The sequence below is a fragment of the Pseudomonas sp. TAE6080 genome (assembly GCF_018732265.1).
Taxonomy (GTDB): Bacteria; Pseudomonadota; Gammaproteobacteria; order Pseudomonadales; family Pseudomonadaceae; genus Aquipseudomonas; species Aquipseudomonas brenneri.
On record NZ_JAHIDY010000008.1, the window covers coordinates 84,421 to 110,987 of the forward strand.

Genomic DNA, 26,567 nt, shown 5'->3' on the forward strand with positions numbered 1-26,567 from the left:
ACCGGGAGTTATAAGAACAGGCAAAACCACAACGCAATGGACGGATGAAACCTATGAGCGCAAATGAACGTGACTATGCAGAAAAGCGCGATTTCATCCGCATGCGTGTGGATGCTGGCGTGTCGTTGATCCATGCCGGGCAGGAGATTGCCGGGGTCTGCCTGGACCTCTCCAGCTCTGGAATGCAGGTTCAGGCGCAGCACCCATTCAATGTGGGTGACCAACTGAAGGTGCGCATCGACTCAGAGCACGCCGCGCTCAAAGGCCTGGAAGCCGACACTGAGGTGGTATGGGCCCGCAAAGAAGGCGACGACCAGCACCTGGGCCTGAAAATCCTCAAGATGTACTGAAATCAATGCACACAAAAAAGGCGGCCCCGAAGGCCGCCTTTTTCATTCAAGGCATGTGCCTTAAAAGTCATCCACCACATTGCCGTCTTTTACCTTGAACTCGCGGTTCTGCAGGTAGGCATTGCGGATAAAGGTGTATTTGTCACCGTTGATCAGCTTTTCCGCCGACAGCAGGCTGGCGCGGGTATCAATGATATCGAGGCCAAAGGCGCTGTTGCGCGATGGAATGTCGTTCATATAGCGGTACGGTTCGGTGTAGCTGTCGACGTACTTGGACGGCGCATCACGCAGGGTGCTTGGGCCCAGCAGTGGCAGCATCACGTAGGGACCGCTGCCTACGCCCCAGTAGCCGAGGGTCTGGCCGAAGTCTTCATCACTGCGCTGCAGCCCCATTTTGGTGCCGACGTCAATGAAGCCCAACACACCAAACGTGGTGTTGACCAGCAGGCGCGCAGTATCGACACCGGCCTGATGGGGCTTGAGTTGCAGCACGTTGTTGGCCAGGTTGCCTACATCGCCGATGTTGCGGAAGAAGTTGTGGATACCGTCTTCGACAAATTGCGGGGTGATGAACTGGTAGCCCTGGGCCAAAGGCTTGAGTGCGTAGGTATCAACGGTATCGTTGAAGGTGAAAATCGGGCGGTTGATGCTTTCCCACGGATCCTCTTCCGCAGCCTGGGCGGCGAAAGGCACCAGCAGGACGCTGGCACACACGGATAGTTGAGCAAGACACTGGCTCCAGCGCATAGCTTGAACTCCTTGATTGATTTGTCACGGGCGCTATGCCCTGAATAAGGCCGCCAGTATATGACGTAAGTGTAAGATTAGGCAGCTTGAAGGAATTGTCATTCAGAAAATGTACAATTTCCCCACAATCTCATCAGATGTCATCTGCCTGTCACGGACCTCCGATAGCGTCACAGCTATTTTCAGGGACGTCGAAATGCCTCACCCCCAGATCGTTGCAGACAACGCCCCCTCCTTGACCGCCGTGTTGTTTGGCCTCAGTGGTTGCCTGGTGGACTTCGGTTCCATGGCCCATGCTGACTCCGTACCCGCGAGCGAAACCCTGGCCACCCCTGGCGCCCTGAAAATTCTGCAATGGCTCAATGATCAAGGCACCCCCTGTGCCTGGCTGGATGAACTGCCGCCCACCGTCACGACACCGCTGGCCGCAGCCCTGCCGCAGTGGCTCCAGGGCACCCGCCCCGCCACCACGCCCTGGCCTGCGCCCCATGCCTGCTGGCAAGCCCTGATGGACCTCAACATCGAACGCCTGGATGGCTGCGTGCTGGTCAGTGGCGAGCCGCGACTGCTGCAAGCGGGGCTCAACGCCGGGCTCTGGACGATTGGGCTGGCGTCCTGCGGGTCATTGTGCGGGCTCTCTCCGACCCAATGGCAGGCACTGAGCGAACAGGCGCGCGAACACAAACGCGCCAAGGCCACCGTCGCGCTGTACGGGCTGGGCGTGCACTCGGTGATCGATCATCTGGGTGACTTGGGCACGTGCCTGGCAGACATCGGCCTGCGCCGGCTCAAAGGCGAGAAGCCCTGATCAAGATCATGCACAGTTGCTGCCAGTGGATTAATCTACAGGTCATCCCGTAGACCTTTCTCGGCGTGCCGTGGTCTATGCCAGTGCCTATCGATAAAAGGAAGAACGTCATGCCTGCCCGCGAAAAACTGCAAGAACAGGTCTCCATCCTGCGCGAGCAATTGAATCAGGAGCCGCCCCTGCCGCTCGAAAAACGCGAAGCGCTGGAAGCCTTGATTGCCAAGTTTGAAGTGCAACTGGAACTGGAGCCTGCCACTCAGCCACCCAGCATCGCCGATGATGTGAACCTGGCAGTCGAACGTTTCGAACTGGACCATCCGGGCATTGCCGGGACATTGCGCAATATTGTGGTGGCCTTGGGCAATATGGGCATCTGACCCAAATCCCAAGCCAAGCCCAGAACCCAATGTGGGAGCTGGCTTGCCTGCGATGGCGGTGTATCAGTCACCTGATTGTTGACTGAAAGACCGTTATCGCAAGCAAGCCAGCTCCCACATTTGTTGGATGTGAAGCTTACTGCCGGGCCAGGCGCAGGTTCTTGAACGCCACATCCTCGGTACTGCGATACGGGTTGATATCCAACCCGCCCCGACGCACATACCGCGCATACACCGTCAATTTCTCAGGCTTGAGCAACCGCTGCAGGTCGAGAAAGATCCGCTCCACACACTGCTCATGAAAGTCCGAGTGCTGGCGGAAACTCACCAGGTACGCCAACAAGCTGGCGTGATCCAGCGCCGCGCCGCGGTACTCCACCGCCACGCTGCCCCAATCCGGCTGGCTGGTCACCGGGCAGTTGGATTTGAGCAGATGGCTATGCACGCTCTCCTCCACCACGCGGGAATCGTCACAGCGCAGCAGTTCCGGCCGTGGGTGCTCGTAGTTGCTGACACTGATATCCAGCTCATCGATACACACGCCCGGCAGGCTGCCCACACCTTCGCCTTCCACTTCGGCCAGGCTGCGAATGCGCACGCCTACCGACTTACCGGCTGCCGCACTCAGATCCACGCGCAGGGTCGCCTCAAGACTTGGCACGTCGGCAAACGGCGTCTGGTTCAACGAGTTGAGGTAAAGCTTGAAAGATTTCGACTCGATGATGTTCGGCGAGTCAGCCGGGATGCTGAACTCACCGATAGCCACCACCGGCTTGCCAGAGGGCAGCAGCCAGGACAATTCAAAGCAGTTCCAGAAATCCACGCCTTTATAGGGCAGCGTCTCGGCGCTCAGGCCCAGCTCGGCCCACTTGGCCGCGCGCGGAATCGGGAACAGCAATGAAGGGGTGTAAGTGGAGATGTATTCACTGGACTTGCCCAGCGGCGAATGTTCGGCTGCGGGATGCATGGCGGAAACCTGGCTAAATAAACCCCGCCAGTCTAACAGCCTTTGCTCCCGCCTTTGAGCTCCGGGTTTACTTGCTGATAGTCAGCTTGCCGACCATCCCTGCCTGATAGTGCCCGGGGATATTGCAGGCAAACTCCAGCGCACCGGCCTTGCTGAAGGTCCAGGTCAGTTCGGCGCTCTTGCCCGGCTCCACCAGCACGCTATTGGGATCGTCATGTTTCATGCCGCCCATGTCGCCATGGCCCATGGCTGCGTGGTCCATCTGGCCCATGCCGGTGGCGGTCAGCATGCCACTGGCCTGCATCTTGAGCATTTCCTTCTGGTGATCGGCATGCATGGTCGCGTCACCCAGGTTGAATTCGTGCAGCAACTGGCCCTTGTTGACCAGCACAAAGCGCACCGTCTCACCTGCTTTTACGTCAAGAGACGTAGGGGCAAAGGAAATATCCTGCAGCACCACCTCCACTGTACGAGTGGCCTTGGTTGCCGGCGCAGCCTCGCCAAACGCGAAAGTGTGGGCGCCATCGGCCAGTGCCGGGACGCTCAACACCAGCAGGCAACTTGCCAACCACCAAGATTTACGCAAAAACATGTTTATCCTCCGAAGGTATAGGAACAGCCTGTGGGACACTCTAATAATGCACCGCTGCCAGCTACCTGACTGCTAGATTACAAAATTGTCAGGTTGTGCCAGTCCCCCGGTGCGCACGGTATAAAGCCCGCTGCTACCCGTTGCCATGAGTTGCCTATGAAACTGCTGATCGTCGAAGACCAACCTAAAACCGGCCAATACCTGCGCCAGGGCCTGGCCGAAGCCGGATTCAATACCGAACTGGTGGCCGACGGCACCACCGGCCAGCACCTGGCGCTGACCGGCGACTACGACTTGCTGATCCTCGATGTGATGCTCCCGGGTCGCACTGGCTGGCAAATTCTCCAGGCGGTGCGCAGTGCCGGTCTGGAAATCCCGGTATTGTTTCTGACCGCGCGGGATGCGGTCGAGGACCGGGTCCACGGCCTGGAGCTGGGCGCCGATGATTATCTGGTCAAGCCTTTCGCGTTCTCCGAACTGCTGGCCCGGGTGCGCAGCCTGTTGCGCCGGGGCAGCAGCACACCCCAGGAGACCAGCCTGCACCTGGCCGACTTGCGCCTGGACTTGATCCGGCGTCGCGTGGAGCGCAGCAACCAGCGCATCGACTTGACCGCCAAGGAGTTCGCCCTGCTGGAAATGCTCCTGCGCCGCCAGGGCGAAGTGCTGCCCAAGTCGCTGATTGCCTCCCAGGTCTGGGACATGAACTTCGACAGCGACACCAATATCATCGAAGTGGCCATTCGCCGCCTGCGCTTGAAGATCGATGACGGTTTTCCCAACAAGCTGATCCACACCGTACGCGGCATGGGCTATGTGCTGGAAGAGCGGTTCAGTTGATGAAACGCATCTCCCTGTCCAGCCGCCTGGCGTTGTTGTTTGCCGGCTGCACCGCCGTGGTCTCGCTGCTGGCAGGCGTGTTGTTCAGCCAGGCCAGCGAAAAGCACTTCATCGAACTGGACCAGCAACTGCTCGACAGCAAGCTGATGGCCCTGCGCAGCGCCCTGCAAGACGCCGATTCCCAGGCGCTGTTCGCCCAGCGCCAAGGCGCACTGGCAGACGAACTGAGCCATCAACCCGACCTGTCCGTGCGCATCAATGCCGCCGATGGCCAGCGCTGGTTTGACAGCTCACCGCGCATTCCCGCCGAACTGCCCACCACACCCGGCCTGCACAGCCTGCAAAACGCCGGCACCAATTACCGGGTGTACAACGCCCCCTTGAACCCAGGCAAACCGGGCTCCGCGCAGTTGATCCTGATGCTGGACATCACCCATCACCAACACTTCCTGCAACGCATGCAACACCTGATCTGGCTGACGGTCGGCCTGTCTGCCCTGGCAACCGCGCTCCTCGGCGCCTGGGCCGCACGCAGCGGGCTGCGGCCCCTGCGGCGGATGACCGAAGTGGCCAGCCGCGTGCGCGCCCACTCCCTGACCCAGCGCCTGCCCCAGGAACAGATGCCGGCCGAACTGGCGGAACTGGCCCAGGCCTTCAACGCCATGTTCAGCCGCCTGGACGATGCGTTCCAGCGGCTTTCGGCATTCTCCGCCGATATCGCCCACGAACTGCGCACACCTTTATCAAACCTGCTGACCCAGACCCAGGTCATCCTTACTCAGCCTCGGCCGCTGGAGGACTACCGCGAAGCGCTGCACAGCAACCTGGAAGAACTGCAATGGATGGCCCAACTGGTCAATGACATGTTGTACCTGGCCAAGGCCGACCACGGTTTACTCAACCCCAGACGCGAGCCCCTGGCCCTGGCCGACGAGGTAGATGCCTTGCTGGAGTTCTTCGCGCCATTGGCCGAGGATGCCCAGGTCAACCTGTTGCGCGACGGCAGCGCCAGCGCCGCCGGTGACCGCAGCATGCTGCGCCGGGCGTTTTCCAATCTGCTGGACAATGCCCTGCGCTTTACCCCGCCGGGCGGTGAAGTACGGGTGAGGATCAGCGAAAACGCCCAGGGCGTGAACCTGAGCGTGGAAAACACCGGAACCGGGATTCCCCAGGGGTTGTTGACCAAGTTGTTTGACCGCTTCTACCGCGTGGATCCGGCACGGCATGAAGGCAGTAGTGAGCATGCGGGGCTGGGGTTGGCGATTACCCAGTCGATAGTGCGGGCGCATGGGGGGAGGATTTTCTGTGAGTCACAGCCGGGGTGGACGCGGTTTGTGATTGAGTTGCCCAAGGGGGATTGATGCAAGCTGGGCGGGCCTCATCGCGAGCAAGCCCGCTCCCACATTTTGATTTGTGAATACCGTCAAAATGTGGGAGCTGGCTTGCCTGCGATAGCGATCTCAAAACCTACGAATATCTCAGGGCATGCGCCGGCTCAATCTTCGCCGCGCGATACGCCGGGTAGATTGTCGCCAAAAAGCTCAACACAAACCCGGCACTGCAAATCAGCAACACATCGCCGCCTTGCAGTTCCGAAGGCAGGTTGCTGACAAAATACACGTCCGAACTGAAGATATGCTGCCCAGTCACGCGCTCCATCCAGCCCACCAGTTCACTGACGTTGAGCGCGGCAATCACCCCCAGTACGCCGCCAATCAGGGTGCCGACGATACCGATCACCGTGCCCTGGACCATGAAGATCGCCATGATCTGCCGCGGCGTGGCGCCAATGGTGCGCAGGATCGCGATGTCCGCGCCCTTGTCGTTCACCACCATGATCAGCGTGGCGATGATATTGAAAGCCGCGACAGCCACGATCATCAGCAGCAACAGGCCGATCATGGTCTTTTCCATCTTCATCGCGCTGAACAGGCTGCCCTGGGTATGGGTCCAGTCGTCCGCCTTATAGGCTGCGCCGAGGCCGGTGGCGATATCCGCCGAAACCTTGGGCGCCGCATACAGATCCTTGACCGCCAGGCGCACGCTTTGCACCTGGTTGGGCTGCCAACGCAGCATTTGTGCGGCATCGGCGACGTGGATCAGGGCCATCGAACCATCCAGCTCGGCACCGACCTTGAACACGCCCACCACGTTCAAACGCTGCATGCGCGGGGTGATGCCGCCGGGGGCAGTGCTGATTTCCGGGACGATCAACGTCAACTTGTCGCCCACATTCAGGCGGAAACGGCGCGCGGTAATTTCCCCGATCACCACGCCGAACTCACCCGGCTGCAGGTTTTCCAGGCTTCCCTGGACGATATGCTGGGTGACGATGGACACCTTGCCTTCCTGGGCCGGATCAATGCCACTGATCTGGATCGGCTGCATCGAGCCCTTGTACGACAGCATGCCTTCCATTTCGGTGAACGGCACGGCCGCCGTGACTTCCGGGTTCTTCAGGGCCGCCGCCGCCACCGGTTGCCAGTCGCTGATCGGGTTGACGCCGACGATGGTGGCGTGCGGCACCATGCCAAGGATGCGTGAGCTCATTTCCCGCTGGAAACCGTTCATCACCGACAACACCACGATCATCGCCAGCACGCCCAGGGCGAGGCCGATCATCGAGGTCATCGAGATAAACGAGACAAAACGGTTGCGGCGCTTGGCGCGGGTATAGCGCGTGCCGATGAAAATCGATAACGGTCTGAACATTCGCTTGCACCGCCTGGAAAAATAGAAAACCCAGGCACGAGGGCCCGGGCTTGAAACAGGTCAGATGGCGACCAGATGACCTTCCTGCAGGTGCAGCACACGGTCCATCTGCCGGGCCATGCTCATGTCATGGGTCACCACCAGGAACGCGGTGCGCATCTGGGTGCTCAGCTCCAACATCAAGTCTTTGATGCCCTGGGCAGTGTGGGAGTCGAGGTTACCGGTCGGCTCGTCGAGCATCACCAGGCCCGGGTTGTTCACCAGGGCACGGGCAATCGCCACACGCTGGCGCTCGCCGCCGGACAACTCTGCCGGTTTGTGCTCCAGGCGATGGCCAAGGCCAACGCGCTCCAGCAACGCCGTGGCACGCTGGCGAGCCTGCGGGATCGCGGTCTTGCCGATCAACAGCGGCATGCACACGTTTTCCAGGGCAGTGAACTCTGGCAGCAAGTGGTGGAACTGATACACAAAGCCCAGGGAGCGATTGCGCAACTGGCCACGGGCCTTCTCGTTCAAGGCCGAGAGTTCTTCACCGGCCAGCCACACGCTGCCATGGGACGGCGTATCGAGGCCGCCCAACAGGTTGAGCAAGGTACTTTTGCCGGAGCCGGAACTGCCGACGATCGCCACGCGCTCGCCAGGGTGGAGTTCAAGCTGCAGGTTGGACAACACCACCACCGATTCCGGGCCTTCCTCGTAGGATTTGCCCAGGTTGCGGCAGCTCAGGATTGCTTTTTCACTCATGCCCGATTCACTCATAACGTAAAGCCTGCGCCGGCTGGGTACGTGCCGCGCGCCAGGCTGGATACAGGGTGGCAAGGAAACTCAGGACCAACGCGGCACCGCCCACCATCAACACATCCTGGCTCTGCACCTGGGATGGCAAATAGTCGATGAAGTAGACGTCGGCGTTGAGAAACTTGTGTCCGATCAGGGTTTCGACACCGGCGATGGCGGCGCTGACGTTCAGCGCGGCGAAAATCCCCACCACCGTGCCGATCAAGGTGCCGACTACGCCAATCACCGTACCCTGGACCATGAAGATCGCCATGATCTGCCCCGGCGTGGCGCCGAGGGTGCGCAGGATGGCGATATCGCCCTTCTTGTCGTTCACCACCATCACCAGGGTGGAGATGATGTTGAAGGCCGCCACCGCGACAATCAGCAGTAATAACAGGCCGATCATGGCTTTTTCCATGCGGATCGCCTGGTACAGGTTGCCGTGGGTACGGGTCCAGTCGCGGGCATAGTATTGGCTTTCACCCAACTGCTGGGCGATTTCCCAGACACCGCGCGGGGCCTCGAACAAGTCGTTGAATTTCAGGCGCAGGCCCTGCACCTGATCCGGCTTCCAGCGGTGCAGGCGGGCCAGGTCGGTAAGGTTGGTCAAGCCGAGGAAGCCGTCGATCTCGCCGGCACCGACATGAAAGATGCCGACCACGGTAAAGCGCTTCATGCGCGGGAACATACCAGCCGGAGTCACCGTGACTTCTGGGGCGACGAAGGTCAGCTTGTCGCCGATGGCCACGCCCAGCTTGGCTGCTGCGCGGTCACCAATGACGATGCCGAAGCTGCCAGGCGTAAGGGCATCGAGTTGGCCCTGCTGCATGAACTGGTCAATGATCGAGACCTTGCGCTCCTGCGCCGGATCGATGGCATTGAGCAGGACTTTCTGCACCTTGCCATCGTTGGTCAACAGACCCTGCATCTGGGTAAACGGCGCGACGGCCAGCACCTTGGGGTTCTGCTTGACCTTATCGGCCAGGCCTTGCCAGTCAGCCAGGGGCTCACCGGACTCGATGGTCGCGTGGGGCACCATGCCCAGCACGCGGGTGCGCATCTCATGATCGAAGCCATTCATCACCGATAGCACCACGATCATCACGACCACGCCCAGGGCGAGTCCGATCATGGAGGTCAGGGAAATGAACGACACAAAATGATTGCGACGCTTTGCACGGGTATAACGCGTGCCGATAAATACGAAGAGAGGTCTGAACATGTCGGGGCTTGTTCGGAGGAAAAGAAGACGTCCCGGTGGCGGGGTCTGGTAAGCAGCTTTACACTCAGACCATTACCGTTACCTGGGGTTCGCCATGACGACATTAGATGAAGAAGATCGCCGCGAATACTACCGTATCGACGACATGATCGCACTTCAAATCAAAAGCCTGCCTGCCGCCCAAGCGGTGAGCAAGGAAGTGTTGCTGGATGATTCCCCACTGTTCAATCTGCTCAGTGAACTGCACCTGAGCGAATTCGAATCCCAGCACCTGCTGCGCCAGCTTGGCGAGCGCGACCGCACCCTCGCTGCCTTCCTCAAGGTGCAGAACAAACGCATGGATTTACTCAGCCAGGTCATGGCGCAAAGCCTGCTAGGCGAGATCGGCGCGCCGCAGCCGGTGATCATCTCCGAAGGCGGCATCGACTTCCAGCACCCCACGCCACTGCCGCCGGGCAGCCACCTGGCGGTCAAGCTGGTGCTGATGCCCCAGGCCCTTGGCCTGCTGCTAAGAGCCAAAGTCACCCATTGCGACCCCAAAGGCAGCGGCTTCGACGTTGGCACCGAGTTCGAGTCCATGACCGACGCCCAGCGCCAGTTGCTGGCCCGCTACATTTTGCAAAAACAGGCCCAGGAACGGCGCCTGGCCCGCGAACAAAACGACGGCCTAGACACCTGATTTCGTATATATCCAGCCAGGACACCTGGCGCAAAGGAGCATCTGTGACCCTGATTTATGGCCATCGCGGCGCCAAAGGCGAAGCACCGGAAAACACCCTGACCAGCTTCCAGCAATGCCTCAAGCACGGCGTGCGCCGTTGCGAACTGGACTTGCACCTGTCCATGGACGGCGAGTTGATGGTGATCCACGACCCGACCCTCAAGCGCACCGCCGACCGCCGTGGCAAGGTGGTGGAATACTCCGCCGCCGACCTGGTGAAGATGGACGCGCGCAAGGGCGGCCCGGGCTGGGTCACCCCCTGCCCGATCCCACGCCTGGAAGAGCTGTTCGAAAAGTGCGACTTCGACCACTGGCAACTGGAAGTCAAAAGCGCCTCGCGCACCCGCGCCGCGACCACCGTGCTGGCGATTCGGGAAATGGCCCAGCGGTTTGGCCTGTTGGACAAGGTCACCGTGACCTCAAGCTCGCGGGAAGTGTTGAAGGCCGCATTGGACCTGACGCCGGACCTGTCCCGTGGACTGGTCGCCGAATATGCCTGGCTCGACCCGCTGAAGGTCGCGCAGAACTACGGCTGTGAGATTCTGGCGTTGAACTGGACGCTGTGCACCCCTGAGCGACTGGAAAAAGCCCAGCGCCAGGGCCTGCACGTGTCCGTGTGGACAGTCAACGAACCCGCGCTGATGCGCAGGCTCGCCGACTTCGGCGTAGATAGCCTGATTACAGACTTTCCCGGTTTGGCCACTGCCACTCTCGGGAATTACTGAAATCGGTCTCCCCGGCCGGCTCAGGCCACCGGCCGGAGCCGCTCAAAAAAGCCGGTTGAGGCCGTCGTACGCGGCAACCCGATAGGCTTCGGCCATGGTCGGGTAGTTGAACGTGGTGTTCACAAAATACTTCAAGGTATTTTGCTCACCCGGCTGGTTCATGATCGCCTGGCCGATGTGCACGATCTCCGAGGCCTGGTAGCCGAAGCAATGCACGCCGAGCACTTCCAGGGTCTCGCGGTGGAACAGGATCTTCAGCATGCCTTGCGGCTCGCCGGCGATCTGCGCACGCGCCATGCTCTTGAAGAACGCCTTGCCCACTTCGTAAGGCACCTTGGCCTTGGTCAGTTCGTGTTCGTTCTTGCCGATGGAGCTGATCTCGGGAATCGTGTAGATCCCGGTCGGCACATCATTCACGTAGCGCCAACTGCCATTGTCGACAATGCTGCCAGCAGCCGAACGGCCCTGGTCGTGGGCGGCACTGGCCAGGCTCGGCCAGCCGATCACATCGCCCGCACCGTAGATGTTGGTGACGCAGGTGCGATAGTTCTCATCCACCTCGATCTGGCCACGGCTGTTGACCTTGACCCCGATGTTTTCCATGCCCAGCTTGTCGGTGTTACCGGTACGGCCATTGCACCAGAGCAAGGCATCGGCCTTGATCTTCTTACCGGACTTGAGGTGCAGGATCACCCCGTTGTCCAGGCCTTCAACGCGGTCGTATTCCTCGTTGTGGCGCACGGTGATGTTGTTGTTGCTGAAGTGGTAACTCAACGCCTGGGAAATTTCCGAGTCGAGGAAGCTCAGCAACTGGTCGCGGTTGTCCACCAGCTCCACCAGTACACCCAGGCCGCTGAAGATCGAGGCGTATTCACAGCCAATCACGCCGGCGCCATAGATGATCAGTTTGCGCGGGGTGTGGCCCAGGCTGAGGATGGTGTCGCTATCGTAGATACGCGGGTGGTGGAAATCGATATCCGCCGGGCGATACGGGCGCGAGCCGGTGGCGATGATGATGTGCTTGGCCACCAGTTTCTCGACCACGCCATTGGCGCAGACCACCTCGACGGTTTGCTCGTCAGCAAAGCTGCCGGTACCAAAGAACAGGTCGACGCGGTTACGGGCGTAGTAGCCGGTACGCGAGGCAACTTGCTTGGAAATCACCTTCTCGGCGCTTTTCAGTACGTCCGGGAACGAGAACCAACGCGGCTCACCAATGGCCCGGAACATCGGGTTGGTGTTGAACTGCATGATCTGGCGCACCGAGTGACGCAGGGCCTTGGACGGGATGGTGCCCAGGTGGGTGCAGTTACCGCCGACCTGACGCCGACTATCGACCATCGCCACCTTGCGCCCAGCTTTGGCGGCGTTCATCGCCGCACCTTCTCCAGCTGGGCCGGAACCCAGTACCACCACGTCGTAGTTGTAGACAGCCATGCGTACTCCTCAGAACAGGCCAGGGCGCACGGTTGGGCGCCTGGCTAAATCATGCCGCGGCCAGCGGTCATGAAGGATCAAATAGGCTCAGGTGTGTGAGCCGGGGCACAGTCTATATAAGGCTCAACGCCGCGCACATTAACCCTTGGTCGCGTCGTAGGCCAGTTTTGCCTTTACTACACCGTATTGATTACGGCTTGACCGGGGTCAGTTGTTCGAACGCTTTGTTGCTGCGTGTGACGAAAGCTTCCCCCTCACGCATCACAAAAAAAGCCGCAATTCGGTGTTTTTCTGCATAGTCCCAGCCTTCTTCAGGCCCCAGCACCAACAGCAATGTGGACAAACCGTCGGCCATCAACGCCGAAGGATCCAGCACCGTGACCGACGCCAGGTGATGGGTGATCGGCGCCCCGCTGCGGGCATCGAGGGTGTGGGAATAGCGGCGACCATCCTGCTGGAAATAATTGCGGTAGTCACCTGAAGTCGATACGCCGAAACCGTCCACCGCGATAATCCGCTCGGCGACCTGCTGGTCATCACGCGGTTCTTCCAGGGCCACACGCCAGGGCGTACCGTCGGGTTTGCGCCCGGCGGCCTTGAGTTCGCCAGTCACTTCGACCAGGTACCGCTGAATACCCAACTGCTCAAGCCGCCCGGCAATCCGGTCCACCGTGTAGCCGGCGGCGATGCTGTTGAAGTCCACTTGAACCGCCGCATCCTTGCACAACTGGCCAGCCTCGATGCGCAGATGCTGATGGCCGACGCGCTGGCGTGCCAGGGCCAATGCCATGGGGTCCGGGACCTTTACTTGCCGCGCCTGGGGACCGAAGCCCCACAGGTTCAGTAGTGGCTCGACCGTCAGGTCAAAAGCGCCGCCACTGGCCTGGGACAACTGCTCGCCGGTGCGCACCAGGTGCAGGATCGGCTCGGGCATCGGCTGGCAACTGTTGGCCGGTAGATCGTTGAAGCGCTCGATGTCGGAATCACTGCGATAGGTCGACATCTGCCGGTCGACCTCGGCAAGGATGCTCTCGACCTGCGGCTGGACAACCCCGGCCACCGGCGTACCGGGGGTGCGCACGTATTTGATCGAATACAAGCTGCCCATGGTCGGGCCGCCAAACGCCTCCAGCACCTCACCGTTGCCACAGCCCGCCAAGATCGCCAGCAAAGCCCCCACCGCTACGTATCGCAAACCGCCCATAGGCCACACACCCTTATCGCTACTGAAACTGAATGAAGCCGCACTCAAGCATATTTTCGGGGCGGGCCATTATGCGGCATGTCGTCGCCTGATGAGGCCCGGCCAGGGGCTAATAGCCAGCTTGCTAACGGTTTTTGTTGCTCACCACCACGGATACACATATGGTTACAAAAATCTTTGGCGCCGCCGCGCGCCTAGATCCTGCAGCACGGACGAACAACAACCAGGGATTTCCAACAAGATAGCCAGTTGAGTAAATGACATGTCCAGCACCACGGGCAAAGGCAAGGCGATCTTTCGCGTTGTCAGCGGTAACTTCCTCGAAATGTTCGATTTCATGGTCTACGGCTTCTACGCCACGGCCATCGCCAAGACCTTCTTCCCTGCCGACAGTGCCTTTGCGTCCCTGATGCTGTCCCTGGCGACCTTCGGTGCCGGGTTCCTGATGCGCCCGCTGGGGGCAATTTTCCTCGGCGCCTACATCGACCGCCACGGCCGTAAAAAAGGCCTGGTGATCACCCTGGCCATGATGGCTGCCGGCACCGTGCTGATCGCCTGCGTCCCTGGCTACGCCACCCTCGGAGTGGCCGCACCGCTGATCGTGCTGTTTGGCCGGTTGCTGCAAGGCTTTTCTGCGGGTGTCGAGCTGGGCGGGGTCTCGGTGTACCTGGCAGAAATCGCCACCCCGGGGCGCAAGGGTTTCTTTGTCAGTTGGCAATCCGCCAGCCAACAAGCCGCCGTGGTATTTGCCGGCCTGCTGGGCGTAGGCCTGAACCATTGGCTGAGCCCCGAGGAAATGGGTGAATGGGGCTGGCGCGTGCCGTTCCTGATCGGTTGCCTGATCGTGCCAGTGATCTTCGTGATTCGCCGCTCCCTAGAGGAAACCCCGGAATTCCAGGCGCGCAAACATCGCCCTACCCTGCAGGAAATCATCCGTTCCATCGGCCAGAATTTCGGCATCGTCCTGGCTGGCATGGCGTTGGTGGTGATGACCACGGTGTCGTTCTACCTGATCACCGCCTACACACCGACCTTCGGCAAGGCCGAGTTGCACCTGTCAGACCTGGATGCGTTGCTGGTTACCGTATGCATCGGCTTGTCGAACTTCTTCTGGCTGCCGGTCATGGGGGCAGTGTCGGACAAGATTGGCCGCAAACCCCTACTGCTGGGGGCGACTATTCTGGCCATCCTCACGGCGTACCCGGCGCTGTCGTGGCTGGTGGCCAACCCCAGTTTCAGCCATCTGCTGATCGTCGAGCTGTGGTTGTCGTTCCTTTATGGCTCGTATAACGGCGCCATGGTGGTCGCTCTGACCGAGATCATGCCAGTGGAAGTGCGCACCACCGGTTTCTCCCTGGCCTACAGCCTGGCGACCGCGACCTTTGGCGGCTTTACTCCAGCGGCCTGTACCTACTTGATCCATGTGCTGGATAACAAGGCCGCGCCGGGGATCTGGCTCAGTGGGGCGGCGGTGCTGGGGTTGGTTGCGACCCTGGTGCTGTTCAAGGGTAACCGGCATGAACTGCGCACTGCGCAGGCTTCGGTGGTCGGTGGGGCCTGATAGATCGCTATCGCGGGCAAGCCCGCTCCCACATTTGAATGTATTCGCAAATCAAACTGTAGGGCGGGCTTGCCCGCGATGAGGCCTTCAAACCCACCACAATCCCCCAGACACAAAAAAGCCCCGAACCAGTCGGGGCTTTTTCATTTAGCGCTGATGCTTAGCGTGGGAACGCAGGCGGGTTGACCCCGGCCATGTCTTCCATCACACGAACCACCTGGCAGCTGTAACCGAACTCGTTGTCGTACCAGACGTACAGTACAACGCGGTTATCCTGGGTGATGGTCGCTTCAGCATCCACCACACCGGCGTGGCGTGAGCCCACGAAGTCGGTCGATACCACTTCCTGCGAGTTGACGAAGTCGATTTGCTTATGCAGATCGGAGTGCAGCGCCATGTAGCGCAGGTACTCGTTCATCTCTTCACGGGTGGCGGCTTTCTCAAGGTTGAGGTTGAGAATGGCCATCGACACGTTCGGCGTTGGCACACGGATCGCGTTACCAGTCAGCTTGCCGGCCAGCTCAGGCAGGGCCTTGGCAGCAGCGGTGGCCGCACCGGTCTCGGTGATGACCATGTTCAGCGCGGCGCTACGGCCACGGCGATCGCCCTTGTGAAAGTTGTCGATCAGGTTCTGGTCGTTGGTGTACGAGTGAACGGTTTCGACGTGGCCGTTGATGATGCCGAACTTGTCATTCACTGCCTTGAGCACCGGCACGATGGCGTTGGTGGTGCAGGAAGCGGCGGACACGATCTTGTCGTCAGCGGTGATTTCGTTGTGGTTGATGCCGTGAACGATGTTCTTCAGCTTGCCCTTGCCAGGCGCGGTCAACACAACGCGATCGACACCCGGGCAGGCCAAATGCTGGCCCAGGCCTTCGGCATCACGCCATACGCCGGTGTTATCCACCAGCAGTGCGTTCTGGATGCCGTACTGGGTGTAATCCACCTCGGTCGGGTTCTTCGCGTAGATCACCTGGATCAGGTTACCGTTGGCGGTGATGGTGTTGTTTTCTTCGTCGATGGTGATGGTGCCATTGAACGAACCGTGTACCGAGTCGCGGCGCAAGAGGCTCGCGCGCTTGGTCAGGTCATTCTCGGCGCCTTTGCGCACGACAATGGCCCGCAGGCGCAGGCCGTCGCCACCGCCGGTTTTTTCGATCAGGATGCGTGCCAGCAGGCGGCCGATACGACCGAAGCCGTACAACACAACGTCGGTGCCTTTGCGGGCCGCGGCGTTTTGCTGGCCAACCACGTCGGCCATTTCTTCACGGACGAACTGCTCGGCAGTACGGCCATTGCCTTCGTTGCGGAACTTGTAGGCCAACTTGCCCAGGTCCACCGAAGCCGCGCCGAGCTTGAGCTCGCTCATGGCTTTAAGCAGAGGGAATGTTTCGTGGACGGAGAGTTCGCTATCGTCGGCAGAACGATGGCGAGCAAAGCGATGAGCCTTGAGAATCGCGATGACTGATTGGTTGATCAGGCTGCGGCCATAGATCGAGCTCACCACATTGTTATTGCGGTACAGCTGACCGATAAGCGGAATCATCGCTTCAGCGAGTGCTTCACGGTCGATCCATTCACCAAGACACTGGTCGGGCTTCTGAGTCACGGGAACCTTCCACATGTAGGGGCAGAAAAAAGGGGCTACATTATGCCGCCCGACCGCCCTCGGAGCAATGCGCACCACGCAACAAAAGCCCTTGCACATAATTTTCGCCGCGCTACAGCCCAGTAAATACGCGGCTTCCAGCGTACCCCTCGGAGAAAGACCCGGGCGACTTGTCCGTAACCCTCCGAAACATCCATGCATTTTTGCACTACATATCGAGACAAAACCGCGCATTGTTTGTCTTAGCCACTACATTTCCTACAAACCGTAATAGGCACAGTCAGCAACTGACAGGCGGCACTCCGGGCCGTTACAATTACCGACTTTGTCGCAACGCTGGAGCTCAACCTTCCGTGCCCGTCCTGCGTCTACCGCTACTCCCTGCCGAGGCAGGTAAACAGCACTGGGGCAATCTGCCCGGTGCCGCCCTGAGCCTGGCCATTGCCGAGGCTGCCAGTGCAGCCAAGCGCTTTACCCTGCTACTGACCGCCGACAGCCAAAGTGCCGAACGGCTGGAGCAGGAGCTGAGCTTCTTCGCCCCCGATTTGCCGGTGCTGCATTTCCCGGACTGGGAAACCCTGCCCTACGACTTGTTCTCGCCGCACCAGGACATCATCTCCCAGCGCATCGCCAGCCTGTACCGCTTGCCGGAACTGGCCCACGGCGTGCTGGTGGTGCCGATCACCACCGCCCTGCACCGCCTGGCCCCGACCAAGTTCCTGCTCGGCAGCAGCCTGGTGCTGGATATCGGCCAGAAGCTCGATGTGGAGCAAATGCGCACCCGCCTGGAAGCCAGCTGCTATCGCTGCGTCGATACGGTGTACGAGCATGGTGAATTCGCGGTGCGCGGCGCGCTGATCGACCTGTTCCCGATGGGCAGCAAACTGCCCTACCGCATCGACCTGTTCGACGACGAAATCGAGACCCTGCGCACCTTCGACCCGGAAAACCAGCGTTCCATCGACAAGGTGCAGTCGATCAAGCTGCTGCCGGCCCGGGAATTCCCGCTGCAAAAAGACGCGGTTACACGCTTCAAGGCGCGCTTTCGCGAACGCTTTGACGTGGACTTCCGCCGTTGCCCGATCTTCCAGGATTTGAGCAGCGGGATTACCCCCGCCGGTATCGAGTACTACCTGCCGCTGTTCTTCGATGAAACCTCGACCCTGTTCGATTACCTGCCCCAGGACACCCAGGTGTTCTCGCTGCCAGGCATCGAACAGGCAGCGGAAAACTTCTGGAACGATGTGCGTAACCGTTATGAAGAGCGCCGCGTCGATCCATCCCGGCCTTTATTGCCGCCTGCCGAACTGTTCCTGCCGGTAGAAGACTGCTTCGCCCGCCTGAAGAACTGGCCGCGCGTGGTTGCCAGCCAACAGGATGTGGAAGCCGGTGTCGGTCGCGAACGCTTCCCGGCCCAGGCCCTGCCGAACCTGGCCATCGAAGCCAAGGCCGCCCAGCCACTGCAAGCGCTGTCCGACTTCCTCGGCGACTTCCCGGGCCGCGTGCTGTTTACCGCCGAATCCGCCGGGCGCCGCGAAGTGCTGCTGGAGTTGCTGGAACGCTTGAAGCTGCGGCCAAAAACCGTCGACAGCTGGCCGGACTTCGTAGCCGGCAAAGACCGCCTGGCGATCACCATTGCCCCGCTCAACGAAGGCTTGCAACTGGATGATCCGGCCCTGGCGCTGATTGCCGAGAGCCCGCTGTTCGGCCAACGCGTGATGCAGCGCCGGCGCCGGGAAAAACGTGCGGACGCCAACAACGACGCGGTCATCAAGAACCTCACCGAACTGCGCGAAGGCGCACCGGTGGTGCATATCGACCACGGTGTGGGGCGCTACCTGGGCCTGCAGACCCTGGAGATCGACAACCAGGCCGCTGAATTCCTCACCATGGAATACGCCGAGGGCGCCAAGCTCTACGTGCCCGTGGCCAACCTGCACCTGATCGCGCGCTACACCGGCAGCGACGACGCCCTCGCGCCGTTGCACCGCCTGGGCTCCGAGACTTGGCAGAAAGCCAAGCGCAAGGCCGCCGAACAGGTGCGCGACGTGGCCGCCGAACTGCTGGACATTTATGCCCGCCGCGCGGCCCGCGAAGGTTATGCGTTCGCCGACCCGAAGGCCGACTACGCCACCTTCAGCGCCGGCTTCGCCTTCGAAGAAACCCCGGACCAGCAAACCACCATCGATGCGGTGCGCGCCGACATGCTCGCACCCAAGCCCATGGACCGCCTGGTCTGTGGCGATGTGGGCTTCGGCAAGACCGAAGTGGCGATGCGCGCCGCGTTTATCGCGGTGCATGGCGGCCGCCAGGTGGCGATCCTGGTGCCGACCACCCTGCTCGCCCAGCAGCACTACAACAGCTTCCGCGACCGTTTTGCCGACTGGCCGGTAACCGTGGAGGTGATGAGCCGCTTCAAGTCGGCCAAGGAAGTGAATGCCGCTGTCGCCGATCTGGCCGAAGGCAAGATCGACATCGTCATCGGTACGCACAAATTGCTGTCGGACGACGTGAAGATCAAGAACCTGGGCCTGGTGATCATCGACGAAGAGCACCGCTTTGGCGTGCGCCAGAAGGAGCAGCTCAAGGCCTTGCGCAGCGAGGTCGATATCCTCACCCTGACCGCCACGCCGATCCCGCGCACGCTGAACATGGCGGTGTCGGGCATGCGCGACCTGTCGATCATCGCCACACCGCCAGCGCGGCGCTTGTCGGTGCGCACGTTCGTCATGGAGCAGAACAACAGCACGATCAAAGAGGCCCTGCTGCGCGAGTTGCTGCGCGGCGGCCAGGTCTACTACCTGCACAACGATGTGAAAACCATCGAGAAATGCGCCGCCGACCTCGCCGAACTGGTGCCGGAAGCGCGGATCGGCATCGGCCACGGGCAGATGCGCGAGCGCGAACTCGAACAGGTGATGAGCGACTTCTACCACAAGCGCTTCAACGTGCTGATCGCCTCGACCATCATCGAGACCGGCATTGACGTGCCGAGCGCCAACACCATCATTATCGAGCGTGCCGACAAGTTCGGCCTGGCACAACTGCACCAGTTGCGTGGCCGGGTCGGCCGCAGTCACCACCAAGCCTATGCCTACCTGCTGACGCCACCGCGCCAGCAAATCACTGGCGACGCCGAAAAACGCCTGGAGGCCATCGCCAACACCCAGGACCTGGGCGCGGGCTTTGTGCTGGCCACCAACGACCTGGAAATCCGTGGCGCCGGTGAACTGCTGGGCGACGGCCAGAGCGGGCAGATCCAGGCCGTGGGCTTCACCCTTTATATGGAGATGCTGGAACGCGCGGTGAAGGCCATCCGCAAAGGCGAGCAGCCGAACCTCGACCAACCACTGGGCGGCGGCCCGGAAATCAACCTGCGTTTGCCGGCGTTGATTCCCGAGGACTACCTGCCAGATGTGCATGCGCGGCTGATCCTGTACAAGCGCATCGCCTCGGCCACCGACGAAGAAGGCCTCAAGGACCTGCAAGTGGAGATGATCGACCGCTTCGGCCTGTTGCCGGAACCGACCAAGAACCTAGTGCGCCTGACCCTGCTCAAGTTGCAGGCCGAGCAACTGGGGATCAAGAAGGTCGACGCCGGCCCCCAAGGCGGGCGTATCGAGTTCGAAGCGCAGACGCCGGTGGACCCATTGGTGCTGATCAAGTTGATCCAGGGCCAGCCCAACCGCTACAAATTCGAAGGTGCCACGCTGTTCAAGTTCATGGTGCCGATGGAACGTGCAGAAGAGCGCTTTAATACACTGGAGGCGCTGTTTGAACGCCTCATCCCGAAATCTGCTTGAAGGACGCCCCATGCGCCTGTTCCATATCCTGAGCCTGTTGCTGGTGGTAGTCGCACCTTCGGCATTTGCCGACAGCCTCTACCAGGTGGAAATGATCCTGGTCCGCCAGAATGCGGAACCCCAGCTCAACAGCCGGCCCGCCCCGGAAAACTGGGCTGTCGACGCGCGCCAGGGCATCGAGAAAATCAGCCCGCCACGCCTGAACAATATCGTCGAGAAACTCCAGGCCAGTGGCGACTACACCGTGCTGCTGCACAAGGCCTGGGAACAGAACCTGGGCGAACAGGCGGTCAAGCTGAAGATCACCGACGGCCAGGAACAGTTCGGCCAGTTCCCCATCCAGGGCACCCTGGACCTGCAACTGGGGCGTTTCACCCGGATTGATGCGAGCTTCTGGCTCAACCAGTTCGACAACAACGGCAGCGTGATTGCCAGCGAACACCTGAGCCAGCCGGACGTACGCACCAAGAACAACCAGCTCAACTACCTGGACGGCGGCCATCTGGCCCTGCTGGTCAAGATCACCTCCCTCACCGCCAAGCCACCGAGCGTACCACCGCCCGGCCTGGCGGACTGATCCAGCACCATGTCCCTGCCGTCGCCGCTGACCAAACCCCTGGCGCCTTCCTGGGCCAACCGCTTCAAGGAGCAAAGCCTGGAGCGCGGCCGGCGCTACGCCCTGGAAAACCGCGTACGCATCGTCGAGTCGGGCGACAGCACCATCATCGCCAGTTGCGAAGGCTCAGGCGGCAATGTCTACCGCCAGACCATCTCCCTGCGCGAATCGGCCAAAGGCACCTTGATCCTGGTGGACAGCCGCTGCACCTGCCCCGTGCACACCAACTGCAAACACATTGCGGCGGTGTTGCTGCAAGTCCAGGAAACCCTGGCCTTTCCCGCGGCGGCCAAGGATGCCGAGCTGCTGGAAAAGCTCCAGGCCGTACTGGATAACCGTGTAGTGCTGCCACAAGTGGTACTCGAAGACGTGCAGCCGATCCCGCGCCTGTGGCTGGCCAGCATCGAGTTCAGCGCCTTTGAGCCGCGCAACGGCAAGATGCAGCGCTACATCCAGCACCGCGCGGCGCTGTCGTTCAACTATCTGGGCAACTACGTCAGCGGCCAGAAAAACGCCGATATCGTAGTCCGCCAGGAAACCCAGAGCCTGCGGATCAAGCGCCACCCCGAGGTCGAGCAACAGTTTCGCGAACAATTGCGCCTGCTCGGTTTCAAGATCGCCACCCGCCAGAGCAAGGCCTTGCCAGAAAGCGCCGGCGAGCTGTTTGAGATGGTCAATGACAGCGCCTGGCTGAACTTCACCCTCAACGCCTCGCCGACCCTGCGCGCCGAGGGTTGGGAGTTGCAGATCGATGAGGACTTCGGCTTCGACCTGAGCCCCGTCGATGACTGGTACGCCAGCGTCGATGAAATGCCGGAACGCGACTGGTTCGACCTGGAGCTGGGGATTATCGTCAATGGCGAACGCCTGAGCCTGTTGCCGATCCTGTTGAACCTGATGCGCTCCCACACCGAAATTCTCAACCCGGAAAAACTCGCGCGCCGCCGCGACGACGAACTGATCCTGGTGAACATCCCCGGTTTACCCAATGGCGGCCACGGCCCGCTGCAAGTGGCGCTGCCCTATGGCCGGCTCAAACCGGTGCTGGCGACCCTCGGTGAGTTCTACCTGCAAGAGCCCGGCAGCACCGCCTTGCGTCTGGCCAAGGCCGACGCCATTCGCCTCAACCCGCTGGAAGACCTCCCTCTGCAATGGGAAGGCGGCGAGCAGATCCGCAACTTTGCCCAGCGCCTGCGGGATATCAAGGACTTCACCTGCACGGCGCCCGAGGGCCTGAACGCGACATTGCGCCCGTATCAGCTCGAAGGTCTGAGCTGGATGCAGTCCCTGCGGCAACTGGAAGTGGGCGGGATTCTCGCGGACGACATGGGCCTGGGCAAAACCCTACAGACCCTGGCGCATATTCTCAGTGAGAAAATCGCCGGGCGCCTGGACCGACCGTGCATGGTGGTGATGCCGACCAGCCTGATCCCCAACTGGCTCGACGAAGCGGCGCACTTCACTCCTCAGCTCAAGGTCCTGGCGCTGTACGGAGCCGCACGCAAGAAGCACTTCGCGCAACTGCAAGATTACGACCTGCTGCTGACCACCTATGCCCTGTTGCCCAAGGACATCGAGCAACTGGCCGCGCAGCCGCTGCATGTGCTGATCCTCGACGAAGCCCAATACATCAAGAACCCCACCAGCAAGGCCGCCCAGGCCGCCCGCGAGCTGAATGCACGCCAGCGCCTGTGCCTGAGCGGCACGCCGCTGGAAAATCACCTGGGCGAGCTGTGGTCGCTGTTCCATTTCCTGCTGCCGGGCTGGCTGGGTGATGTTAAGAGCTTCAACCGTGATTACCGCGTGCCCATCGAAAAACGCGGCAGCGAGGTGCGATTGCAGCACCTCAACGGCCGGATCAAACCGTTCCTGCTGCGCCGCACCAAGGAACAGGTGGCCACCGAGCTGCCGCCCAAGACCGAGATCATCCACTGGGTCGACCTCAATGAAGCGCAGCGCGACGTGTACGAAACCATGCGCCTGGCCATGGACAAGAAGGTCCGCGACGAGATCACCCGCAAGGGCGTGGCCCGCAGCCAGATCATCATTCTTGAAGCGCTGCTCAAGCTGCGTCAGGTCTGTTGTGACCTGCGCCTGGTCAACGATGCCACCCTGCCCGCACGCGGCAGCAGCTCGGGCAAGCTCGATAGCCTGATGGAGATGCTTGACGAGCTATTTGCCGAAGGGCGCAGGATTCTGCTGTTTTCCCAGTTCACCTCAATGCTCAGCCTGATTGAGATCGAGCTGAAAAAACGCGGAGTCGCCTATGCCTTGCTGACCGGCCAGACCCGCGACCGCCGCACACCGGTGAAAGATTTCCAGAGCGGCACGTTGCAGATCTTCCTCATCAGCCTCAAGGCCGGTGGCGTCGGGCTTAACCTGACCGAAGCCGACACCGTGATCCACTACGACCCGTGGTGGAACCCGGCCACGGAAAACCAGGCCACCGACCGCGCCTATCGCATCGGCCAGGAAAAACCGGTGTTTGTGTACAAGATGATTGCGCGCGGTACCGTGGAGGAAAAGATCCAGGCGTTGCAGCAGGAAAAGTCAGACCTGGCGGCGGGCGTGCTGGATGGACGCACCACTGGCGACTGGAAGTTGGGCAATGAGGATATCGAGGCGTTGTTTGCGCCGCTGCCCAATAAGCAAGAGAAGCGCTGACTGTTAGGCCGCTATCGCAGGCAAGCCACACATTTTGATCTGTGAATACATTCAAATGTGGGAGCTGGCTTGCCTGCGATAGGCGCACCTCAATCTCATTCGATCAACTGAGCATCCCGAAGCGCGCCGAGCGCCGCCAACCACCGCGGATTCTGCTTATAGTCAGTCGACGCAATCGCCTGCCCGCGCATCCGGGCAATCCGCGCCGACGGCGTGACCTTCATGCGCTGGGCGGCACTCAGGGCCAGTTCAGCGGCCGCACGGTCATTGCACACCAGCCCCATATCGCAACCTGCGCTCAAAGCCGCTTCGATACGGCTCGCCGCATCCCCCACCACATGAGCACCGGCCATGGACAGGTCATCACTGAAAATCACCCCATCGAACTGCAACTCACCGCGCAGGATGTCTTGCAACCAGCGGCGCGAGAAACCTGCCGGCTGATTATCGACCTGCGGGTAGATCACATGCGCAGGCATCACGGCAGCCAATTGCTTGCTCAGGCGTGCGAACGGCACCAGGTCATGGGCGCGAATCTGTTCCAGGCTGCGCTCGTCATTGGGAATGGCGACGTGGGAATCTGCCTCGGCCCAGCCATGGCCCGGGAAATGCTTGCCGGTGGCCGCCATGCCGGCGCTGTTCATGCCCCGGATAAAGGCCCCAGCCAACAGCGCGGCACGCTCAGGATCGCCTTCGAACGAGCGGGTGCCTACGACGGCGCTGCGCTGGTAGTCGAGGTCCAGCACCGGGGCGAAGCTAAGGTCCAGGCCGACGGCCAGTACCTCAGTAGCCATGACCCAGCCGCATTGTTCGGCCAGGTGTTCGGCATTGGGATTGTCCGCCAGGGCGCGCATGGCCGGCAGACGCACAAAGCCCTGGCGCAGGCGCTGCACTCGCCCGCCTTCCTGATCGACAGCCAGCAGCAGGTCCGGGCGTACCGCGCGAATAGCCGCGCTCAACTCCCGCACTTGCCGTGGATGTTCGATGTTGCGCGCAAAAATGATCAGGCCGCCCACTTCAGGCTGGCGCAACAAGTGACGATCTTCAGCCGTCAGCCAGGTGCCGGCGACGTCCACCATCAAAGAGCCTTGTAGGGCAGCAGTCATAATTTTTCCTTGAATGACGCGCGCACCCCGCTGCCTCGCCAGGTCAAGCCTGGCAAGGCGGCGGGGTGCGGGTAACTGTTTGAAATCGGCATGGGCGGCTAGCTTAGCGGATGCAAGCGGTGGCGCCCAGACGCCAGTGGTTAAACCTTGGCAGGCACGGGCACAGACTTGCTCCGGGGACGCAACTGCGCGGCCACCATGGCCGGGTCGGTGACACCACTTTCGGCACGCATGCCGGCCGCCAGGAAAGGCACCATCAGGCGCATCACCTGTTCAATGGAGGTGTTGACCCCGAAATCGGTCTCGGCAATGGCGCGCAAGGCCTTGATCCCGGACATGCTGAACGCCGCCGCACCGAGCATGAAGTGCACGCGCCAGAACAATTCGATAGGGGGAATACGCGGGGCCGCCTCGTTGACCAGCAACATATAGCGACGGAATACCTTGCCGTACATGTCTTCGAGATAACGTCGCAAGTGGCCCTGGCTCTGACTGAAAGCCAAGCCCAGCAGGCGCATGAAGATCGACAGGTCGTTGCCACTGCGCGGTTGTACCACCAGGGCCTGTTCAACGAGGATTTCCAGCAGGTCTTCCAGGCTTGGCTTGTTGTCAGGCTTGGCCTGGCGCCGCTCCAGCTCACGGTCGAGGCTGATACAGAACGGTCCGAGGAAGCGTGAGAACACCGCCTGGATCAAAGCCTTTTTCGAGCCAAAATGATAATTCACTGCCGCCAGGTTGACCCCGGCCTTGCTGGTGATCAGCCGCAATGAAGTTTCAGCAAATCCTTTTTCCGCGAACAACTGCTCGGCAGCATCGAGAATGCGTTCAACGGTTTCCGACTGGGCCATGGCTACTCCGCCTGACAAACACTTGTTTGAAACATACGTTTCACCTTGTGCAATGTCAAGCCTGCAGGTCCGTTTTCCGGCCGGGCAGTCACCCGATTCGCACCTATTTAATCACATCTTCAACGGCCTGTTGGCAGCGCTATCCCAAGGCTTTGCAAGGACCGACGGATGACCGTCCGGCGGAGTCGGTAAAAACGATGATTGCCAAGCGCAGTTCACTGTATATAATCCCAGTCACTGTATAAAAAGACAGAGCGATCAACATGCTAAAACTGACGCCACGCCAAGCTGAGATTCTCGCTTTTATCAAGCGCTGCCTCGACGACAACGGCTATCCGCCGACCCGGGCCGAAATCGCCCTGGAGCTGGGGTTCAAATCCCCCAACGCTGCCGAAGAACACCTGAAGGCCCTTGCCCGCAAGGGCGCGATCGAAATGACCCCAGGTGCATCGCGCGGCATTCGTATCCCTGGCTTTGAAGCCAAGGCTGACGAATCGACCCTGCCGATCATCGGCCGGGTCGCTGCCGGTGCGCCGATTCTTGCACAACAGCACGTCGAAGAGTCTTGCAATATCAACCCGACCTTCTTCCATCCTCGCGCCGACTATCTGCTGCGGGTCCATGGCATGAGTATGAAGGACGTGGGCATTTTCGACGGCGACCTGCTGGCCGTCCACACCACCCGCGAAGCGCGCAACGGCCAGATCGTCGTGGCCCGCATCGGCGATGAAGTGACGGTCAAGCGCTTCAAGCGCGAAGGCAGCAAAGTCTGGCTGCTGGCAGAAAACCCCGAGTTTTCGCCGATTGAAGTCAACCTGAAGGATCAGGACCTGGTGATCGAAGGCTTGAGTGTCGGCGTTATTCGCCGCTAACGGAGGCAT

The 26,567-nt window shown here is 60.8% G+C and carries 23 protein-coding genes; 12 read left to right on the forward strand and 11 right to left on the reverse strand.

What is annotated here, in order from left to right:
• Window positions 1-53: 53 nt before the first annotated feature.
• Entirely contained in the window at window positions 54-350 is a 297-nt protein-coding gene (locus KL786_RS08505; RefSeq protein WP_032863288.1) for a PilZ domain-containing protein, read from the forward strand.
• 60 nt (window positions 351-410) lie between these two features.
• Here the strand turns inward: KL786_RS08505 and KL786_RS08510 are convergent, their stop codons facing one another.
• Window positions 411-1,097, reverse strand: a complete 687-nt coding sequence (locus KL786_RS08510; RefSeq protein WP_032863289.1) for an MlaA family lipoprotein — start codon at window positions 1,095-1,097, stop codon at window positions 411-413.
• A 196-nt stretch (window positions 1,098-1,293) separates the two neighbouring features.
• Between KL786_RS08510 and pcrP the strand changes: the two genes are divergently transcribed.
• Together pcrP and KL786_RS08520 are read left to right on the forward strand one after the other, a co-directional pair.
• A complete protein-coding gene (pcrP, locus tag KL786_RS08515; protein WP_215517317.1) occupies window positions 1,294-1,905 on the forward strand; it encodes an HAD superfamily inactivated hydrolase PcrP in 612 nt (203 codons plus the stop codon).
• 110 nt (window positions 1,906-2,015) lie between these two features.
• Window positions 2,016-2,282 carry a DUF4404 family protein gene (locus tag KL786_RS08520; RefSeq protein WP_154843437.1) on the forward strand — a complete coding sequence of 89 codons (267 nt, stop codon included), beginning with the start codon at window positions 2,016-2,018 and terminating at the stop codon, window positions 2,280-2,282.
• A 136-nt stretch (window positions 2,283-2,418) separates the two neighbouring features.
• On the opposite strand, the gene queF is transcribed toward KL786_RS08520, so the two are convergent.
• Window positions 2,419-3,249 carry an NADPH-dependent 7-cyano-7-deazaguanine reductase QueF gene (gene queF / locus KL786_RS08525; RefSeq protein WP_215517318.1) on the reverse strand — a complete coding sequence of 277 codons (831 nt, stop codon included), beginning with the start codon at window positions 3,247-3,249 and terminating at the stop codon, window positions 2,419-2,421.
• Window positions 3,250-3,316: 67 nt separating this feature from the next.
• Window positions 3,317-3,841, reverse strand: a complete 525-nt coding sequence (gene copI / locus KL786_RS08530) for a copper-resistant cuproprotein CopI (RefSeq protein WP_032863293.1) — start codon at window positions 3,839-3,841, stop codon at window positions 3,317-3,319.
• 156 nt (window positions 3,842-3,997) lie between these two features.
• Here copI and KL786_RS08535 point away from each other — a divergent pair, with 156 nt between their 5' ends.
• Complete coding sequence (locus KL786_RS08535; protein WP_032863294.1) at window positions 3,998-4,678, forward strand: heavy metal response regulator transcription factor; 681 nt, start codon at window positions 3,998-4,000, stop codon at window positions 4,676-4,678.
• Window positions 4,678-6,039: a heavy metal sensor histidine kinase gene (locus KL786_RS08540; RefSeq protein ID WP_286675708.1), complete on the forward strand. Its 1,362-nt coding sequence runs from the start codon at window positions 4,678-4,680 to the stop codon at window positions 6,037-6,039. The genes KL786_RS08535 and KL786_RS08540 overlap by 1 nt, the downstream gene beginning before the upstream one ends.
• Before the next feature lie 106 nt (window positions 6,040-6,145).
• On the opposite strand, the gene KL786_RS08545 is transcribed toward KL786_RS08540, so the two are convergent.
• Genes KL786_RS08545 through KL786_RS08555 form a run of 3 tightly spaced genes read right to left on the reverse strand, consistent with a single transcriptional unit; the run spans window position 6,146 to window position 9,392 of the window.
• Window positions 6,146-7,390 carry a lipoprotein-releasing ABC transporter permease subunit gene (locus KL786_RS08545; protein ID WP_169992488.1) on the reverse strand — a complete coding sequence of 415 codons (1,245 nt, stop codon included), beginning with the start codon at window positions 7,388-7,390 and terminating at the stop codon, window positions 6,146-6,148.
• 60 nt (window positions 7,391-7,450) lie between these two features.
• Window positions 7,451-8,134 (reverse strand): lipoprotein-releasing ABC transporter ATP-binding protein LolD, encoded by a 684-nt coding sequence (gene lolD, locus KL786_RS08550; protein WP_167360824.1) that lies wholly within the window; start codon window positions 8,132-8,134, stop codon window positions 7,451-7,453.
• 7 nt (window positions 8,135-8,141) lie between these two features.
• Window positions 8,142-9,392 carry a lipoprotein-releasing ABC transporter permease subunit gene (locus KL786_RS08555; protein WP_215517320.1) on the reverse strand — a complete coding sequence of 417 codons (1,251 nt, stop codon included), beginning with the start codon at window positions 9,390-9,392 and terminating at the stop codon, window positions 8,142-8,144.
• A 94-nt stretch (window positions 9,393-9,486) separates the two neighbouring features.
• On the opposite strand from KL786_RS08555, the gene KL786_RS08560 reads away from it, so the two are divergent.
• The gene (locus tag KL786_RS08560; protein WP_032863301.1) at window positions 9,487-10,071 is read left to right on the forward strand and encodes a PilZ domain-containing protein; all 585 of its coding nucleotides are present in this window, start codon (window positions 9,487-9,489) and stop codon (window positions 10,069-10,071) included.
• 44 nt (window positions 10,072-10,115) lie between these two features.
• A complete protein-coding gene (locus tag KL786_RS08565; protein WP_029300106.1) occupies window positions 10,116-10,838 on the forward strand; it encodes a glycerophosphodiester phosphodiesterase in 723 nt (240 codons plus the stop codon).
• A 42-nt stretch (window positions 10,839-10,880) separates the two neighbouring features.
• Here KL786_RS08565 and sthA read toward each other — a convergent pair whose 3' ends face one another.
• Window positions 10,881-12,275, reverse strand: a complete 1,395-nt coding sequence (gene sthA / locus KL786_RS08570; protein ID WP_024074093.1) for a Si-specific NAD(P)(+) transhydrogenase — start codon at window positions 12,273-12,275, stop codon at window positions 10,881-10,883.
• A 190-nt stretch (window positions 12,276-12,465) separates the two neighbouring features.
• On the reverse strand, window positions 12,466-13,479 hold the full coding sequence (locus tag KL786_RS08575) for an FAD:protein FMN transferase (protein ID WP_215517321.1): 1,014 nt from the start codon (window positions 13,477-13,479) through the stop codon (window positions 12,466-12,468).
• Window positions 13,480-13,741: 262 nt separating this feature from the next.
• Here KL786_RS08575 and KL786_RS08580 point away from each other — a divergent pair, with 262 nt between their 5' ends.
• Window positions 13,742-15,040 (forward strand): MFS transporter, encoded by a 1,299-nt coding sequence (locus KL786_RS08580; RefSeq protein ID WP_032863304.1) that lies wholly within the window; start codon window positions 13,742-13,744, stop codon window positions 15,038-15,040.
• A gap of 160 nt (window positions 15,041-15,200) precedes the next feature.
• Here the strand turns inward: KL786_RS08580 and KL786_RS08585 are convergent, their stop codons facing one another.
• Complete coding sequence (locus KL786_RS08585) at window positions 15,201-16,664, reverse strand: glyceraldehyde-3-phosphate dehydrogenase (protein WP_215517322.1); 1,464 nt, start codon at window positions 16,662-16,664, stop codon at window positions 15,201-15,203.
• Window positions 16,665-17,002: 338 nt separating this feature from the next.
• Between KL786_RS08585 and mfd the strand changes: the two genes are divergently transcribed.
• The 3 genes from mfd to KL786_RS08600 are packed head-to-tail and all read left to right on the forward strand — an operon-like array spanning window position 17,003 to window position 23,732.
• On the forward strand, window positions 17,003-20,452 hold the full coding sequence (gene mfd, locus KL786_RS08590; protein WP_215517323.1) for a transcription-repair coupling factor: 3,450 nt from the start codon (window positions 17,003-17,005) through the stop codon (window positions 20,450-20,452).
• A 10-nt stretch (window positions 20,453-20,462) separates the two neighbouring features.
• Window positions 20,463-21,029, forward strand: a complete 567-nt coding sequence (locus tag KL786_RS08595) for a CsiV family protein (protein ID WP_215517324.1) — start codon at window positions 20,463-20,465, stop codon at window positions 21,027-21,029.
• A 9-nt stretch (window positions 21,030-21,038) separates the two neighbouring features.
• Entirely contained in the window at window positions 21,039-23,732 is a 2,694-nt protein-coding gene (locus KL786_RS08600) for a DEAD/DEAH box helicase (RefSeq protein ID WP_215517325.1), read from the forward strand.
• Between the two features lie 95 nt (window positions 23,733-23,827).
• On the opposite strand, the gene nagZ is transcribed toward KL786_RS08600, so the two are convergent.
• Both nagZ and psrA read right to left on the reverse strand, forming a co-directional pair.
• Complete coding sequence (gene nagZ, locus KL786_RS08605; protein WP_215517326.1) at window positions 23,828-24,838, reverse strand: beta-N-acetylhexosaminidase; 1,011 nt, start codon at window positions 24,836-24,838, stop codon at window positions 23,828-23,830.
• 140 nt (window positions 24,839-24,978) lie between these two features.
• The gene (gene psrA, locus KL786_RS08610) at window positions 24,979-25,686 is read right to left on the reverse strand and encodes a transcriptional regulator PsrA (protein ID WP_032863310.1); all 708 of its coding nucleotides are present in this window, start codon (window positions 25,684-25,686) and stop codon (window positions 24,979-24,981) included.
• A 263-nt stretch (window positions 25,687-25,949) separates the two neighbouring features.
• Here psrA and lexA point away from each other — a divergent pair, with 263 nt between their 5' ends.
• Window positions 25,950-26,558, forward strand: a complete 609-nt coding sequence (lexA, locus tag KL786_RS08615; RefSeq protein WP_029300096.1) for a transcriptional repressor LexA — start codon at window positions 25,950-25,952, stop codon at window positions 26,556-26,558.
• Window positions 26,559-26,567 lie beyond the last annotated feature (9 nt).

Coding starts and splice junctions, on each gene's coding strand:
- KL786_RS08505 (WP_032863288.1), top strand. CDS start 54: ATGAGCGCAAATGAACGTGACTATGCAGAAAAGCGCGATTTCATCCGC.
- KL786_RS08510 (WP_032863289.1), bottom strand. CDS start 1,097: ATGCGCTGGAGCCAGTGTCTTGCTCAACTATCCGTGTGTGCCAGCGTC.
- pcrP (WP_215517317.1), top strand. CDS start 1,294: ATGCCTCACCCCCAGATCGTTGCAGACAACGCCCCCTCCTTGACCGCC.
- KL786_RS08520 (WP_154843437.1), top strand. CDS start 2,016: ATGCCTGCCCGCGAAAAACTGCAAGAACAGGTCTCCATCCTGCGCGAG.
- queF (WP_215517318.1), bottom strand. CDS start 3,249: ATGCATCCCGCAGCCGAACATTCGCCGCTGGGCAAGTCCAGTGAATAC.
- copI (WP_032863293.1), bottom strand. CDS start 3,841: ATGTTTTTGCGTAAATCTTGGTGGTTGGCAAGTTGCCTGCTGGTGTTG.
- KL786_RS08535 (WP_032863294.1), top strand. CDS start 3,998: ATGAAACTGCTGATCGTCGAAGACCAACCTAAAACCGGCCAATACCTG.
- KL786_RS08540 (WP_286675708.1), top strand. CDS start 4,678: ATGAAACGCATCTCCCTGTCCAGCCGCCTGGCGTTGTTGTTTGCCGGC.
- KL786_RS08545 (WP_169992488.1), bottom strand. CDS start 7,390: ATGTTCAGACCGTTATCGATTTTCATCGGCACGCGCTATACCCGCGCC.
- lolD (WP_167360824.1), bottom strand. CDS start 8,134: ATGAGTGAAAAAGCAATCCTGAGCTGCCGCAACCTGGGCAAATCCTAC.
- KL786_RS08555 (WP_215517320.1), bottom strand. CDS start 9,392: ATGTTCAGACCTCTCTTCGTATTTATCGGCACGCGTTATACCCGTGCA.
- KL786_RS08560 (WP_032863301.1), top strand. CDS start 9,487: ATGACGACATTAGATGAAGAAGATCGCCGCGAATACTACCGTATCGAC.
- sthA (WP_024074093.1), bottom strand. CDS start 12,275: ATGGCTGTCTACAACTACGACGTGGTGGTACTGGGTTCCGGCCCAGCT.
- KL786_RS08575 (WP_215517321.1), bottom strand. CDS start 13,479: ATGGGCGGTTTGCGATACGTAGCGGTGGGGGCTTTGCTGGCGATCTTG.
- KL786_RS08580 (WP_032863304.1), top strand. CDS start 13,742: ATGTCCAGCACCACGGGCAAAGGCAAGGCGATCTTTCGCGTTGTCAGC.
- KL786_RS08585 (WP_215517322.1), bottom strand. CDS start 16,664: ATGTGGAAGGTTCCCGTGACTCAGAAGCCCGACCAGTGTCTTGGTGAA.
- KL786_RS08595 (WP_215517324.1), top strand. CDS start 20,463: ATGCGCCTGTTCCATATCCTGAGCCTGTTGCTGGTGGTAGTCGCACCT.
- KL786_RS08600 (WP_215517325.1), top strand. CDS start 21,039: ATGTCCCTGCCGTCGCCGCTGACCAAACCCCTGGCGCCTTCCTGGGCC.
- nagZ (WP_215517326.1), bottom strand. CDS start 24,838: ATGACTGCTGCCCTACAAGGCTCTTTGATGGTGGACGTCGCCGGCACC.
- psrA (WP_032863310.1), bottom strand. CDS start 25,686: ATGGCCCAGTCGGAAACCGTTGAACGCATTCTCGATGCTGCCGAGCAG.
- lexA (WP_029300096.1), top strand. CDS start 25,950: ATGCTAAAACTGACGCCACGCCAAGCTGAGATTCTCGCTTTTATCAAG.